Origin of the sequence: Spirillospora sp. NPDC048819 (genome assembly GCF_040650055.1) — a bacterium.
Lineage (GTDB): Bacteria > Actinomycetota > Actinomycetes > Streptosporangiales > Streptosporangiaceae > Spirillospora.
In genome coordinates this window covers 258679-273230 of sequence record NZ_JBEZGN010000005.1, presented here as the reverse complement: position 1 = coordinate 273230, position 14552 = coordinate 258679, and the positions used below count along the sequence as shown (strand labels likewise).

Annotated in this window: 8 protein-coding genes; 7 read left to right on the top strand and 1 reads right to left on the bottom strand. The window is 73.1% G+C overall.

Annotated features, from left to right (window positions below; translation table 11 throughout):
* Positions 1-9: 9 nt before the first annotated feature.
* Entirely contained in the window at positions 10-3744 is a 3735-nt protein-coding gene (locus AB0C35_RS10535) for a PKD domain-containing protein (protein WP_358452839.1), read from the bottom strand.
* Positions 3745-4139: 395 nt separating this feature from the next.
* Here AB0C35_RS10535 and AB0C35_RS10530 point away from each other — a divergent pair, with 395 nt between their 5' ends.
* The 7 genes from AB0C35_RS10530 (at position 4140) to AB0C35_RS10500 (ending at position 14537) form a co-directional block, all read left to right on the top strand.
* Positions 4140-5543 carry a hypothetical protein gene (locus AB0C35_RS10530; RefSeq protein ID WP_358452916.1) on the top strand — a complete coding sequence of 468 codons (1404 nt, stop codon included), beginning with the start codon at positions 4140-4142 and terminating at the stop codon, positions 5541-5543.
* The gene (locus AB0C35_RS10525; protein WP_358452837.1) at positions 5540-6811 is read left to right on the top strand and encodes a hypothetical protein; all 1272 of its coding nucleotides are present in this window, start codon (positions 5540-5542) and stop codon (positions 6809-6811) included. The genes AB0C35_RS10530 and AB0C35_RS10525 overlap by 4 nt, the downstream gene beginning before the upstream one ends.
* Positions 6808-7701 (top strand): sulfotransferase domain-containing protein, encoded by an 894-nt coding sequence (locus tag AB0C35_RS10520; protein WP_358452835.1) that lies wholly within the window; start codon positions 6808-6810, stop codon positions 7699-7701. The genes AB0C35_RS10525 and AB0C35_RS10520 overlap by 4 nt, the downstream gene beginning before the upstream one ends.
* 7 nt (positions 7702-7708) lie before the next feature.
* Positions 7709-9184, top strand: a complete 1476-nt coding sequence (locus AB0C35_RS10515) for a hypothetical protein (protein ID WP_358452833.1) — start codon at positions 7709-7711, stop codon at positions 9182-9184.
* 89 nt (positions 9185-9273) lie between these two features.
* On the top strand, positions 9274-11496 hold the full coding sequence (locus AB0C35_RS10510; protein ID WP_358452831.1) for a hypothetical protein: 2223 nt from the start codon (positions 9274-9276) through the stop codon (positions 11494-11496).
* Positions 11483-13189, top strand: coding sequence for a polysaccharide biosynthesis C-terminal domain-containing protein (locus tag AB0C35_RS10505; RefSeq protein ID WP_358452829.1), 1707 nt, complete (start codon positions 11483-11485; stop codon positions 13187-13189). Before AB0C35_RS10510 ends, AB0C35_RS10505 begins: the two co-directional genes overlap by 14 nt.
* Complete coding sequence (locus AB0C35_RS10500) at positions 13173-14537, top strand: ParB N-terminal domain-containing protein (RefSeq protein ID WP_358452827.1); 1365 nt, start codon at positions 13173-13175, stop codon at positions 14535-14537. Before AB0C35_RS10505 ends, AB0C35_RS10500 begins: the two co-directional genes overlap by 17 nt.
* Positions 14538-14552: the final 15 nt, after the last annotated feature.

The window sequence follows — 14552 nt, the reverse complement described above, 5'->3', positions numbered from 1 at the left end:
TGGGTTCGCTTACTTGCGGGCGAGAACGATCGTCCACATGGCGGCGCGGCTGGACGCGTTGGTCGTCGCGGTCTTGCCGCCGTAGTCGCCGGTGGCGACGGCTCCGCCGCTGTCGGCGATCAGGCTCGTGATGCGGCCGCCACCCGAGCCGATGCCCGTGCCACGGGTGGTGACACCGGCCGGCGCCGTCCACGAGGTGGTGCTGGACGACTTGTCGCCCCAGTACGTCACCGCCCACGAACCGCCCGCGCCGACCGACGCGTCCGGGCTCTCGTGCGCGGTGACCGCATCGGAGTCGGTGCCCTTCGCGACCTCCGCGATCGGGTCGGAGGTGTTGGTCCCCGCATAGGCCAGCAAACGGATGTCGGCCTTGGTGTAGCCGCTCAACCCGATGTTGACCTGCGTACCCGCGTCACCGGCCTGCGCCACTCGTTTCCACAGGACGGAGGTCGCGTTGCCGACTTCCTGAGTGTCGACCTCGGTCCAGCCGGCCGGCGGCGTCGTCATCGAGTGGTCGGCGCTGTTGAAGGTCAGCACCATGATCAGGCCGTCGCCGGGCTGAACCGACGCGGGGATCTGAGCGGTCGCGGTCGAGACGTTGGCGTTGCCGCCCGCACCGCCGCGGTAGGCGATGCCCGCCTGGTTCGATGCCACCGTCACCTGCTCCGACTTGGTGCCCTTGCCGCCGGCGTCGTCGGTCACCGTGAGCTTCACGGTGTAGGTGCCGGCCTGCGCGTAGGCGTGCTCCGCCGTCGCGCCGGTGCCGGTCTGGCCGTCGCCGAAGTCCCACGCGTACGACGCGATCGAACCGTCGGCGTCCGCCGAGCCGGACGCGTTGAACGCGCAATCGAGAGCGTTGCAGTTGCTGGTCAGCGCGGCGGTCGGCTCCTGGTTGGACACTCCGCCGGCCCCGCGGGCGAGGACGATCGTCCACATGGCGGCACGGCTGGACGCGTCGGTCGTCGCGGTCTTGCCGCCGTACTGGCCGGTGGCGACGGCGCCGCCGCTGTCGGCGATCAGGCTGGTGATGCGGCCGCCGCCGGACCCGATGCCCGTACCACGGGTGGTGACACCGGCCGGCGCCGTCCACGAGGTGGTGCTGGACGACTTGTCGCCCCAGTACGTCACCGCCCACGAACCGCCCGCGGCGACCGGCGCGTTCGGGCTCGTGTGCGCGGTGACCGAGTCGGCGTCGATGCCCTTGGCGACGGCGGCGACCGGGTCGGCGGTGTTGGTGCCGTCGTAGGCCAGCAACCGGATGTCGGCCTTGGTGAAGCCGCTCAGGCCGATGTTGACCTGCGCGCCGGCGTCGCCTTCCTGGGCGACCCGCTTCCACACGATGGAGGTCGCGCTGCCGACGTCCTGGGTGTCGACCTGTGTCCAGCCGGCCGGCGGCGTCGTCATCGAGTGGTCGCCGCTGTTGTAGGTGAGGATCATGATCAGGCCGTCGCCGGGCTGGACCGACGCCGGGATCTGGGTGGTCGCGGTCGAGACGTTGGCGTTGCCGCCCGAACCGCCGCGGTAGGCGATGTCCGTCTGGTTCGGCGAGACCGCGACCTCTTGGGACTTGACGCCCTTGCCGCCGCGGTCGTCGGTCACCGTGAGCTTCACGGTGTAGGCGCCGGCCTCCGCATAGGCATGCTCCGGCGTCGCGCCGGTGCCGGTCTGGCCGTCGCCGAAGTCCCAGGCGTACGACGCGATCGAACCGTCGGGGTCGGCCGAGCCGGACGCGTCGAACGCGCAGTCGAGGGCGTTGCAGTTGCTGGTGAAGGTGGCGGTCGGCTTCTGGTTGGGCGTCCCGGCGAACAGGAACACCGCCCGGCCGCGCCAGTCGGCGGCGCTCACCTCGGTGGAGCTGCCGGACGGCACCCCGGCCTCGGAGAACGCGACCCGGTAGAGCTTGCCGTCACCGTTGTCGACGTAGTAGAGGTGCTCGCCGTTGACGAACATCCCGCCGACGGAGCTCCAGCTCATGCCGGGCAGGTTGCCGACGGCCGTGTGCTCCTGCGCGCCGACGACGTTGCTCTCGGGCGTGAACGTCCGGTAGTACAGCGCGGACTGCCCGCGCGTGTAGTAGATCCGGCCGTGCGAGAAGAACATGCCGGTGATACCGGCGACCTGCCCGTGCCAGGTCGCCATGTTGACGAGCTGGTCCGCGGTGTTGATCTGGGTGGGGGCGCCGAGCGTGGTCCCGTCGAAGGTGCGTCGGTTGAACGTGCCGTCCGCGACACCGTAGAACAGCTCATTGTTGATCATGAAGGCGCCGCGGGCGGACCGCCAGTCGACGCCGGCGGTGCCGTCGGCGACCTCGTCCCCGGTGGTGGTGCCGTCGAACGAGCGGTGCTTGAGGTAGTTCTGCGCGCCGGCGCCGATGCCGCCTGCGGAGTAGACGTTGCCGGGCAGCTCACCGGTGTGGGACGGCGGGATCACCTTGCCGCCGGCGAGCGGGAACAGCGCGAACTTGGGGTGCCATTCGCCGCCGACGTTGTCGGTGTCGCTGCCGATGTACAGGCCCTCGGCGGTGGCGAGCATGTCGAAGACGCCGACGCCCTTGTCGCGGCCGGGGTTCCAGCTGAACGGCAGCCCGGTGGCGGGGTCGAGCGCGGCGATGCCCTCGCGGGAGACGGCACCCTCACCGGGCCGGTCGGCGGCGAAGGGGTTGTTGGCCCAGCGGAAGTGGCCGCCGACGTAGACGGCGGTGTCGGTGATCTCGACGGCGTAGCTGGTGTCGCCGCCGGTGTAGTTCACCCAGGTGGGCTGCTGGCCGCCGCCGGTCGCGGCGCTCTCCCAGCGAGCGTGGGTGTCGCACAGCCTGGGCGGGCTGCGGTAGGCGCCGGTTGTCGTCACGACGAAGAACTTGCCGTCCGGCGAGAACTCGACGTCGCGCATGTAGGTGTCGAACGACTGGGAGCACTGGTCGGCGTAGCGGATGGTGTCCCAGTTCGCGAGCTGCGCGCTGGCGCCGGTGAGGTCGACCATGACGATCTGGCGCCGGGTGGCGCCGTTGACCGAGCTGAAGTTGCCGACGCCGACGAGCTTGGAGCCGTCGGGGCTGATGTCCATCTTGTAGACCTGGGTGACGCCGTCGCCGGTCTGGGTGCCGGCGATGTTCAGGTCGACGAAGTCGTCGCGTGCGCCGGTCTGCGGGTTGAGGGCGGCGAGCGCGGGACGCGCCGCGCCGCCGGCCGTCGCGAAGGTGCCGGCGACGTAGAGCCGGCCGCCGGCGAGCCGCAGGTCGCGGACCCTCGCGTCGAGCTGCGGCTGGAACGCGGTGATCGGCGCGCCGGTCTGGGCGTTGATCCGGGCGAGCACGAAGTGGCGGACGCCGTTGATCTCGCTGAAGTTGCCGCCGATGTAGAGGGACTGGCCGTCGGGGGCGGGCAGCAGCACGCTCGCCTCGCCCTTGTTGAGGCTCGGCGTGAAGTTCGGGTCGATCGCGCCGGTGGCGGCGTCGAAGGCGAACACCCGGTTGCGGGTCAGCGTGGGCCGGCCGGCTCCGGGCTCCTTGACCTGCGTGAAGGAGCCGCCGACATAGATCTTGCCGCCGATCTTGACGATCGACTTCACCGCACCGTCCAGGACCTGCGGGGTGTGGTCCGCCGGATTGTCGCTGACGACACGTCCGTGGCCGGGCTCCGACCCCCGCTGGTCCGCCTGCGCGGGAGTCGCGACGGTCAGGCCCGTCAGCGTCCCCAGCGCGAGTACGGCCCCCGCGGCGATGGTCCCCCACCTGCGTCTGCCCATCGACCCCTCCGTGCAAAGTAGAAGCAAACCAGTCGTATCGTGCGCGTAAAGGTGACCGGCGCCGGGCAAGCGTAGCCAGTGGCCGAATGGCGCCGACGTTCAGATCCCTAACATTTAGGTTTCAACTATCGAACGCCACTACAATTCAGTCGCACGACGGTCGTGTCCGCAGATCCGCGGACACGTCCATCGCGTCCCGCGAGGTACGCTGCGCACCTCGGAGGGACGCTCATACGGCCGCGGCGGACGGCCGAAAAGCGTGGCCGAAGGTGGCCACCACCCGGTGTCGCCCCCTGGCAGGCGGCCGGGCGTCCTCCAACGATGCGACGGTGGAACCGGGCGGCGCGGTCCGCGTACCCGACGCGCGTCCAGAAACGGAGCAGTGGTTGACCGGGATGCGAGGGATCGCGGGGAGCACGCCCCTCGCGACGCCGCGGCTGCTGCCGTGGCGCCTGCGGCCGGGATGGCCGCTCACCCTCGCGTTCCTCGGCTTCCCGCTGTGGTGGATCCTCGGCCTCGCCAACGTCGTGCTGCTCGTCATGACGGTCCCCATGGCGGTGACGCTGTGGCGGCGGCGCGGCACGCTGGTCGCGCCCGGCGGATTCGGCGTGTGGCTGTTCTTCCTGGTCTGGGTGATGCTCGGCGTGCTGGTGCTGTGGGCGGACGCGCCCCTCGCCGAGCCCGGCGGCGGCTTCAGCAGGCTGCTGGTCTACGGCTGGCGGCTCGCCTGGTACCTCTCGTTCACCGTCGTCCTGCTGTACATCGGGAACCTCAGCGAACGCGACCTGCCGTCCGGCCGGATCGGCAAGCTGCTCGGCTTCATGTTCATCGTGACGGCCGTGGGCGGGCTGATCGGCTCGTTCTTCCCCTCGATACAGCTGACCTCCCCGGTGGAGATGCTGCTGCCGCAGGGACTGGTGGAGAACTCCTTCGTCCGCGACATCGTCCATCCGAAGGTCGCCGACATCGAGTCGATCCTGGGGTTCGAGCAGTCCCGGCCGATGGCGCCGTTCGCCTACGCCAACACCTGGGGCGCCGCCTACGCGTTCTTCCTCCCGTACTTCCTGCTGACGTGGGTCGTGCGGGCCGGGACATGGCGCCGCGGGATCGCGTTCGCCATCCTGGCGGCGTCGCTGTGGCCGGTGGTGTACTCGCTGAACCGCGGCCTGTGGGCGGCGCTCGGCGTGATGGGGCTGTTCGGGGTCGTCAAGCTCCTCCAGGTCGGCGGGCCCCGGGTGATCGCCTGGACGGCGGGGATGGCCGCCATCGGCGCGATCGTCGTGGCGCTGTCGCCGCTGCCGGGTCTCGTCCAGGAGCGGCTGGAGAACCCGCACAGCAACAACCGCCGCACACTGCTCGCCGAGGAGACGACCCGCAGCGCCCTCACGGGGTCTCCGCTGGTCGGTTTCGGCTCCACCCGCAACGTGCAGGGCGACCTCGGCCAGGTGGCGGGCGGCGCGAAGGTCGGCTGCAAGGCGTGCGAGTCGCCGCCGCTCGGCACGCAGGGACACCTGTGGCTGCTGCTGTTCGCCAACGGCGTCGTCGGGACGATCGCGTTCTGCGCGTTCTTCACCTTCCGGTTCTTCCGGCACTGGCGAGACCGTGGCGCCTACTCGCTGGCGGGCTGCGCCGTCCTGATCGCCTGCGGGCTTTTCATGATCACTTACGACATGGTGGAGGTACCGCTGTACACGGTGATGATCGCGGTCGCCCTGATGTGGCGGGCCAGGCGGGACGCCCTCGGCGGCCCCCCGCCCCGCGCGTTCGCCCGCAGCCTCACCGCGGCGAGGTCGCGATGACCGGCACGGCGCCGGACGGCGACCAGACGCGCCGCGCCTGGATCGAGGCGGTCGAGGCGCTGTGGCCGGGCGCGCACGTCGAGGAGACCGGCCCCGGCGAAGCGGACGGCGCCCGCCGCGAGCTGGCGTTCCTGCCGAACGCCGACCGGCCGAGGCTGCTGGTCCCGGCCGGGCTGCCGCGCGCCGCGGCGGCCGCGCTGCGCCGCTACAGCAGCGACCTCGGCCTGAAGCAGCGCGTCTCCCGCGGGCTCACCGCGGCGGCCGTCCGCACCGGCCTGCCCGAGCGGACGCTGAAGGACCGCGTGCGGGTGACCGGCGGCGACGCCTCGATCGAGGACCACCTGGCCGCGCTGCTCGGCCGCCCGGTCGTGCTCAGCATCGGCCTCGGCAGCGCCCGCGCCAACCGCAAGCCGATCCTGCACGTGCTCTCGCCGGACGGGAAGCCGGTCGCGTTCGTCAAGGTCGGCGACACCGGCACGGCCCGCGACCTGCTGGCGGGCGAGGCCGCCGCGCTGACGTACCTGGACTCGCGGCTGCCCGGACCGGGCTCGCGGGCCCGGCTGCACGTCCCGCGGCTCCTTCACCACGGGACGTGGCACGGGCTGGACCTGCTCGTCCTGGAACCGCTTCCGACCAGCGCGCGCGGCTGGCGGCCGCGCGGCCGGGCACCGCTCGCCGAGATGCGGACGCTGTTCGAGGCCGGCGGCGTCGAGCGGGCCCCGCTGCGCGACAGCGGCTTCTGGGACGCGATGACCGTGAGCCCCGCACAGGTCCTGGACGAGCGGCAGCGCGCCCGGTTCGGCGACGTCGTCGAGAACGTCGGCAAGGCGCACGGCGAGCAGGTCCTCGACTTCGGCGCCTGGCACGGCGACTGGACGCCGTGGAACATGGCCTGGCACCGCGGTGTGCTGCGCGTGTGGGACTGGGAGCGGTTCGCCCGCGGCGTCCCGAACGGGTTCGACCTGCTGCACTACCGGCTGCAGGAGTCGATGCGCACCGCGTCCGGTCCGCCTTACGCGACCTGGCCGGACGCCGCGCCGGCGGTGCTGGAGCCGCTCGGGCTGACCGGCGCCGCGGCGGACGCGACCGTCCGCCTCTACCTGCTGGAGCTGTGCCGCCGCTATCTGCTGGCCGCCCAGGAGCCGATCGGCGAGCCGTTGCGCGCCGACACCGAACGGCTCCTCGACCTCTTGCACTCGGCTCTCGCCGGGGGGCCGTCCCCCCGCAGTGACACGCCGCCGCACGCCGGCTCCGGGAGGAACTCGTGATCTCACGCCGTGACGCCCCGCAGTGGGCCAAGGAGGCCGGCCGGGCCGCCGCCCGCGCCGGCGGGCGGCTGACCTCGGGCACCCGCATGCTGCCGGACTTCCTCCTGGTCGGGACGCAGCGCGGCGGCACCACGTCGCTGTTCCGGGCGCTGGCGGCGCACCCGGCGGTCGTCCAGCCGAACCTCCACAAGGGCGTCCACTACTTCGACGTCAACTACCCGCGCGGCCTCGCCTGGTACCGGGGGCACTTCCCGGTCCGCTCGTTCGCCGAGCGCCGCGTCGCCTCGGCGGGCGCCGCGGACGGGGCCGCGCCGATGGCCTTCGAGTCGGCCGGCTACTACATGCACCACCCGCTGGCGCCGGAGCGGATCGCGCGCGACCTGCCGGGCGTGAAGCTGATCGCGCTGCTGCGCGACCCGGTGGTGCGCGCCTACTCGGCGCACAAGCACGAGCTGGCCCGCGGATTCGAGACCGAGCCGTTCGAGCGGGCGCTGGACCTGGAGCCGGAGCGGCTCGCCGGCGAGATCGACAAGATCAAGGCCGACCCCTCGTACGTCAGCCACGGCCACCGCCACCACTCCTACGTGGACCGCGGCCAGTACGCCGACCAGATCGAGCGGCTGTTCGAGCTGTTCGGACGGGAGCGGGTGCTGGTGCTGTACGCGGAGGACTTCTTCTCCGAGCCCGAGCCCTGCTACGACTCGATCCTGGAGTTCCTCGGCCTGCCGCGGTGGCGGCCCGCCTCGTTCGAGCGGCACAACGCCCGGCCCGGGTCCCCGCTGCCGGACCACCTGCACCGCCGCCTCGCCGACCACTACGCCCCCTACGACGACAAGCTCGCCGCACTCCTCGGCGCCGAACCGGCGTGGCGGCGGGCGGGGCCGCGGTAGGACGGCGATGAACAAGCGCACCCTCGGCCCGTCCAGCGTGCAGGCGGAACCGCCGCTCGCGCCGGACTCGATCCCCGTCACCCGGTTCGCGGGCGCCGTCCGGCGGCACCTCGCGGCGCTGGTGATCGCGGTGCTGGCCGGCGGCGCCCTCGGTGCCGCGCATGTCGCGCTGACCCCGGCGACCTACACCGCGCGGATCGCGGTGCTGGCACCGCCCGTCGCGCTGCACCCGGGCATCGACATCGGCTCGGCGCTCGACGCGAACCTGCGGCAGCCGCGCGAGACGACGATGGACACCGAGGCCCAGCTCCTCTGGTCCGACATGGTGCTGACCGAGCTGGCGACCCATCCCGGCTTCGACGCCTCGCACGCGGAACTGCGCGACCGCATCGACCTGACGGTGCCGACCAACACGCACGTGCTGACGATCGGCGTCCGGGCGGACACGCCGGAGAACGCGCAGAACGGCGCCGAGGTCGTCGCCGACGCGTACCTCGCGGTGCGCAGGCAGATCCTCGGCTCGATCCAGGAACGCAACCGGGAGGCGCTGGAGCAGAACCTCGTGCTGCTCAAGACCCAGCTGAAGGCTCTGCCGGGCAACGCGGACCAGCTGCGCCGGCTCACCACCCGCACCCGCCGCCAGGCGATCGTGAAGCAGATCCGCGACGTGGAGCAGCAGCTCGCCGGCCTGAAGAGCAAGCAGGCGCAGCCCGGTGAGGTGCTGAGAGCCGCCGGGCTGCCCGAGAGGCGCGACGACCCCGAGCGCGACATCGCGGGCGCCACCGGCGTCGGCATCGGGCTGCTCGCCTGGGTCGTCTTCGTCCTGCTGCGCGAGACGCGGCCACGCCGCATCCGGCGGCCCGCCGACCTGCGGCTGCACATCAGGCTGCCCATCATGGTGGAGGCGCAGACCCTGGGCGGCGGGCACCGCGAGGTCAGCCGGCGGCTGCGCAACCTGGTGTTCGACACCGAGGCCACCACCGTGCTCGTCGCCGGCGTCCCCGCCTCCGCCGGCATCGAGCTGGCCTACGAGCTGGCCGAGCTGTGCACCGAGGGCGGCTCGCCGACGACCGTGCTGCGGATCGCCGCGGACGGCGAGGGCCTCGGCGATCCGTCCCGTCTCACCCGCGGCCGCCGCGGGTTCACCGTCCGGCTGGTGCGCAGCGACGACGACCGGCAGCTCACCCGGGCGGTGGACAAGGCCGGCCGCGAGTCCCGCATCGTGGTCATCACCACACCCGACATCAACGGCGCCGACACCATCGCCGCGGCCGCGGCCAGCGACCTGACCCTGGTCGTGGCGGAACGCGGCCGGGCCCTGGACCGCGAGGTCGCGAGCGGCGTGCTGGCCCTCGACCAGTCCGTCAGCCCGGCGCGCGGCATCGTGCTGACCGCCCCCAGCCTCGGTGGTCCCGAACCCCGGGCCCCGAGGCGGACCCCTGCCCGGACCACCCCCAGAGCCACCGCTCCCGGACGAGGTTGACATGAACGGAACCGTCCCCGTGCAACGCGCGGTTAAAGTCGTGATGAACAGTCCGCCAAGCACGACACGGATCTATAAGGGGGATCGTCGTGGGAGCTGACCAGACGGCCGACCCGCACGGGGGGCAGCTGCTGTCCCTGGTCCGGCGCTATATGGCGGTGCTGATCATGCTCGGCGTGCTCGGCGCGGGCGCCGGCGTCGCCCTGGAGATCACCGTGCCGCCGCCGTACAAGGCGACGGCGACCGTGCTGGTCAGCCCGCTGGAGGGCAACCCGTACTCGCCGGAGGGACGCGGCGACGACCTGGTGAACCTCCAGACGGAGGCGCAGCTGGTCGCCACCGACGGGGTCGCCAAGATCGTCCAGAAGAAGCTCGGGCGTGAGCCGCAGGGCGAAGTGGAGGTCTCCGTCCCGCCCAACACGCAGGTGCTCAACCTGACCTACACCACCACCAGCTCGGCGAAGGCCCGCGCCGGCGCGCAGGCGTTCGCCGACGCCTACCTGGAGTACCGCACACAGCGCGCCCAGGGCGTGGTGAACAACCAGCTCGGCAAGCTGAAGGCGCAGGCCGCCAAGGTCGAGCGGCTGCTTCTGCAGACCAACCGCGAGATGGCGACCTCCGCCGGCTCCAAGCGGGCCACCCTGCAGCAGCGCGTCACGGCCTACACCAATCAGCTCGGCGTGATCGACGAGCAGTCCAACGACATCGCCAGCACCCCGCTCGACCCCGGCCAGGTGATCACCCCGGCCGACGCGCCGGCGGGGCCCGGCATCATCCGCAAGGCGCTGTACGGTGCCGGCGGCCTGTTCCTCGGCCTGCTCGCCGGCTTCGTGATCATGCTGCTGCGGGAGCGGCTGAACCAGCGGCTGCGCAACGCCGAAGCGGTCGAGGGCCTCGGTGTCCGGGCGCTGTCCACCATCCCGTCCGGCGGCCCGCCCGGCGACTCCCTCGCCCTGGTCAGCGCCCCCAAGAGCCCGGTCGGCGAGGCCTACCGGCGGCTGCGCGCCGCCGTCGTGGCGACCGCGCCGCAGACCCCGGTGGCACTGCTGGTCAGCAGCGCCACCCCGGGCGGCAGCGCCCGGCTGGCCAGCGCCAACCTCGCGGTCTCGCTCGCGTTCGCGGGCGCCAAGACCATCATGATCGACGCGACGACCGAGGACGCCGACATGACCGGGCTGTTCGGCGCGCGGCCGGGCAAGGGACTGTCCGACACGCTGCTCAGCGGCACCGACCCGGCGACCCTGCTGATCCACACCGATTCGCAGCTGCGGCTTCTGCCGCGCGGACCGCGCGCCCTGGAGGCCGCGCACCGGTTCAGCGGCCCCCGCATGCGCGAGACGGTGAAGGTGCTGCGCCGCCGCAGCGAGTACCTCGTCGTCAACGCGGCGAGCCTGCACGACGCCGACGCGCAGGCGCTGTGCACGTTCGTGGACGCGGTCGTCCTCGTCGTCAACCAGGGCGTGACCACCCGGGAGGAACTGCGCCAGGCGTACGTTGAGGCCGAACGCGCCGGCGTCACCGTGCTCGGCGCCCTGCTGGAGCCGCCGGAGCAGCGCGGGGAAAGGCAGGCGCGTCCCGCCCCGCCCCGCCAGGCCCGCCCGCCGCGCGGCGGAGGCGGCCGGGGCGGCGTCGAGACGCGCGCACCTGAGACACGCGGCGGCGACGCGCGCGGCGCCGGCGAGGGGCCCCTCACGTGGGGCGATGACCAGCCGGGCCCCGAGGACGCCCGGCACCCCGACCCGGCCGAGGACGTCGGCGGCTACTGGCCGAGCGCGCCGCACGACGAGAGCGAACAGGGCGCCGTGGACCCGGCGACCCTGACCACCCAGGCGCTGCCGCAGATCAAGGCGCAGCCGGGCGACGGGCGGCAGGTCGCTTCCGGGCCGCCCCGCCAGCTCGGGTCGCGCCGTGCCGCACCACCGGCCGGCGCGGGACGGCGCGGCATGCCGCCGGGGCTTGAGCCGCCGTCGGGGCCGGGCAAGCCCGTCGCCCCGAAGCCCGTCTCGCCGACGGAGGTCACCCAGGGCTCCGGGTCGCCGTCCCCGGCATCCGGTTCGGCGCGGCGCCGCGACAGCAGGGCGCGGCCCTCCGAGCCCGACCCCTCCGACCCTGCGCCTGCGGCGCCCCTGGAAGAGGCGGAGACCGACGCCGCGCTGGAGTCCGCCGCGACACGGACGCAGGAGGACATTTCCAAGTACATGCCGCCCGAGATCCCGGACGAGCCCGCGGACGGGTCGGCCGGCGAGTCCTCGGACGTCGTGCCCCGCTACGGCAAGAAGGCGCACAGGGCCGGACGGCATGCCGGATCCTGAACCGGGCGCGGCTCAGCCGCGTGCGGGCGCCGGCGAAGGCGAAGCGGGCGCACCCAACCTGAACAGGCTGGCCAGAGGCGGCGCGCTCAACCTGGTGGGCGCCGCCGTGGCGGGCGTGCAGGGCCTCGCGCTGGTCTTCCTCGTCGCGCACCTGTACTCACAGCGGATCGCGGGCACGTTCTTCGCGGCGACCTCGCTGTTCATCATCCTGCAGGCGGTCTCGTGGCTCGGCACCGACGCCGGGCTGCTGCGCTGGCTGCCCCGGCACCTCGCGCTCGGCGACCGCGCCGCGGCGCGGCGGACGGTGCCGGTGGCGCTGGTCCCGGTCGTCGCCACCGCGGTGCTCGCCGGGCTCGTCCTGCTGGGCACGGCTCCGTGGACGGCGAGCATCGTCGGCGCCGGCGACCCCGGCGAGGCCGCCGGCATGGTGCGGGTGCTGGCGCTGTTCCTGCCGCTGGCGGCCGCGCAGGACGCGCTGCTGGCGGCGACCCGCGGGTACGGCTCGATGCGGCCGACCGTCCTCGTCGACAAGATCCTCCGGCAGACGCTTCAGGTCGCCGGAGTGGTCACGGCGGCGCTGCTGGCCGACGACGCGATCTGGCTGGCGCTGGCCTGGGCCGCGCCCTACCTGCCGTGCCTGACGATCGCGGCGCTGTGGTACCTGAAGATCAGCCGCGCGGGCTCCGCCGCCGACCGCGCGGAAGCGCGACCGGCCGCCGGCCCCGTCCCGCCGGTTCGGGGAAGGGCCGGATGGCTTCCGCTGGCGGGCGAATTCTGGCGGTTCACCGCGCCGCGCGCGTTCGCGCAGATCTGCCAGACGGCGTTCCAGCGCGCCGACATCGTGCTCGTGGCGGCGCTCAGCTCGCCCCGCGAGGCGGCGATCTACACCGCCGCGACCCGGTTCATCGTGATCAGCCAGCTCGTCACCCAGGCCGTGCAGAACGTCATGCAGCCCGCCGTCAGCCGGCTGCTGGCGCTCGCCGACCGGGCGGGCGCCCAGCGGATCTTCGCGGTGTGCGCGTCGTGGAACCTCGCGCTCGCCTGGCCGGTGCACCTGTCGATCGCGGTCGGCGCACCGGTCTACCTGGGCGCGTTCGGCCCCGGCTACGGCGGGTCGGGCGAGACCGTCACCGTGATCCTGGCGATGGCGATGCTGGTGGCGACCGCGACCGGCGCCCGCGACGTGATGCTGCTGATGGCGGGCCGCAGCGGGCTCAGCCTGATCAACCAGAGCACCGCGCTCGGCGTGAACCTGGTGCTGAACGTGCTGCTGATCCCGCCGTTCGGGATCGTCGGGGCGGCGCTCGCGCGGGCGTGCGGACTGCTCGTCCGGACGCTGCTGGCACTCGTCCAGGTCCGCCGGATCCTCGGGATGTCCCCGGCGAGCGCGGGCCTGTTCTGGGCCGGCGGCTCGGCCCTGGTGAGCTTCGCCGCGCTGCCGCTGGCCGTCCGGTTCGCGGCCGGTTCCAGCGCCGTCGCCCTCGCATGTGCGCTGGTCCCGGGCGCGATCCTGTACTTTGCCCTACTGTGGGTCGGCCGTGAGCGGCTGTCCCTGACCGCATTCGCCTCCCTGCTGCCGGGGAGGCGCGGCCGCGCCGCACACGGGTCCACGGGCCCCGCCCCAGCGGGCCCCGCCGCCCCGCCGGCCGCCGAAACGACATCTGCCAGGAGCGTCCATGCCCACGGGAATTGACATGCCGGGAATGCAGCAAGTCCGCCGGAAGTCCCGCGCGGTGCTGCGCAAGAGCGGGCTCGCGCCCAGCGGCCCCGTGTACGGGCGGCTCGTCGATGCCGGGCGCTCACTGCCGATCCCCGCCGCCGCCCGCGTCGCGGTGTCCACCGCCGTCCTGCGCCGCCCGTGGAAGGTGCCCGTCCGGTTCGACCAGCTCCTCGTCGGCGCGCAGGGCGGCTGGACCGCCCGCGAGTTCGCCGACCGCACCGGCGACCTGCTGTGGCCGTCGACGCCGTTCCTCGACGGCCCGCACGTCGCGCTGCTGCGGCTCGCCGACGAGGTCCCCGACCTGACCGACGAGCAGATCCTGGACAGCGGCTACGGGCGTCTCGGGATGCGCTGCATCAAGGCCGGCGGCAATTACTTCGGCGGCACCGACGAGGCGGGCGTGCTCGCCGCGGCCCGCGTTTTCATCGCCCGCTACCGCGGCGAGCCCGCCCCGGGCGACCACGGGCAGGGCGACCGAGGGAAGGGCGAGAAGCCCCGCCCGCAGCAGAGCGGCCCCCAGGACCCGGTGCTCGTCGCTCCCGTCCGCGGCTCCGACCGGTACCAGATCCTCGACGGCCACCACCGTCTCGCGATCGCCGCGATGAGCGGTGCGGACGGCGCCTCCGTCGTCGCCAAATGGCTTCCCGTCACCACTCCCCTGCAGGACCTCCTGCTCAAGATGAGCTGGCTCGACGGCACCCATGAGCTGTACCAGCCGATCGACGCGCCCGAACTGGAGTCCGGCTGGACGACGGTGCGGCAGTGCACCGACCGGCTCACCAAGATGGACGCGTTCCTCGGCGAACGCGGCATCACCAGCGGACGGTACCTGGACGTCGCGAGCTGCTACGGCTGGTTCGTCTCACAGATGGCCGGGCGCGGCTTCGACGCCGAGGGCATCGAGCGCGACCCGCTCGCCGTGCCGCTGGGCCGCGCGGTCTACGGCCTCCCCGACGGCGTCATCTCGACCGGCGACTGCGTCGAGTTCCTCGGCGGCCACGACCCCGCCCGCTGGGACGTGGTGTCGTGCTTCAGCCTGCTGCACCACTTCGTCCTCGGCCGCGGCTCGGTGACCGCCGAGGAGCTGATCCGGCTGCTGGACCGCGCCACCGGCCGGGTGCTGTTCTTCGACACCGGCCAGGACAACGAGGCGTGGTTCGCCGAGTCGCTGCGCGGCTGGGACCCGCCGCGCGTCGAGCGGTTCCTGCGCGAGCACACCGGCTTCGACGAGATCATCGACCTCGGCCCCGACGAGGACGCCCGTCCGCCGTACGAGGACAACTACGGCAGGCACCTGTTCGCCTGCGTCCGCACGACGTGACGCCCGCACGTCCCG

Excerpts from the sequence above, each read along its gene's own strand:
- AB0C35_RS10535 (WP_358452839.1), bottom strand. The coding sequence starts at position 3,744 with ATGGGCAGACGCAGGTGGGGGACCATCGCCGCGGGGGCCGTACTCGCG.
- AB0C35_RS10515 (WP_358452833.1), top strand. The coding sequence starts at position 7,709 with ATGAACAAGCGCACCCTCGGCCCGTCCAGCGTGCAGGCGGAACCGCCG.
- AB0C35_RS10530 (WP_358452916.1), top strand. The coding sequence starts at position 4,140 with ATGCGAGGGATCGCGGGGAGCACGCCCCTCGCGACGCCGCGGCTGCTG.
- AB0C35_RS10525 (WP_358452837.1), top strand. The coding sequence starts at position 5,540 with ATGACCGGCACGGCGCCGGACGGCGACCAGACGCGCCGCGCCTGGATC.
- AB0C35_RS10505 (WP_358452829.1), top strand. The coding sequence starts at position 11,483 with ATGCCGGATCCTGAACCGGGCGCGGCTCAGCCGCGTGCGGGCGCCGGC.
- AB0C35_RS10500 (WP_358452827.1), top strand. The coding sequence starts at position 13,173 with ATGCCCACGGGAATTGACATGCCGGGAATGCAGCAAGTCCGCCGGAAG.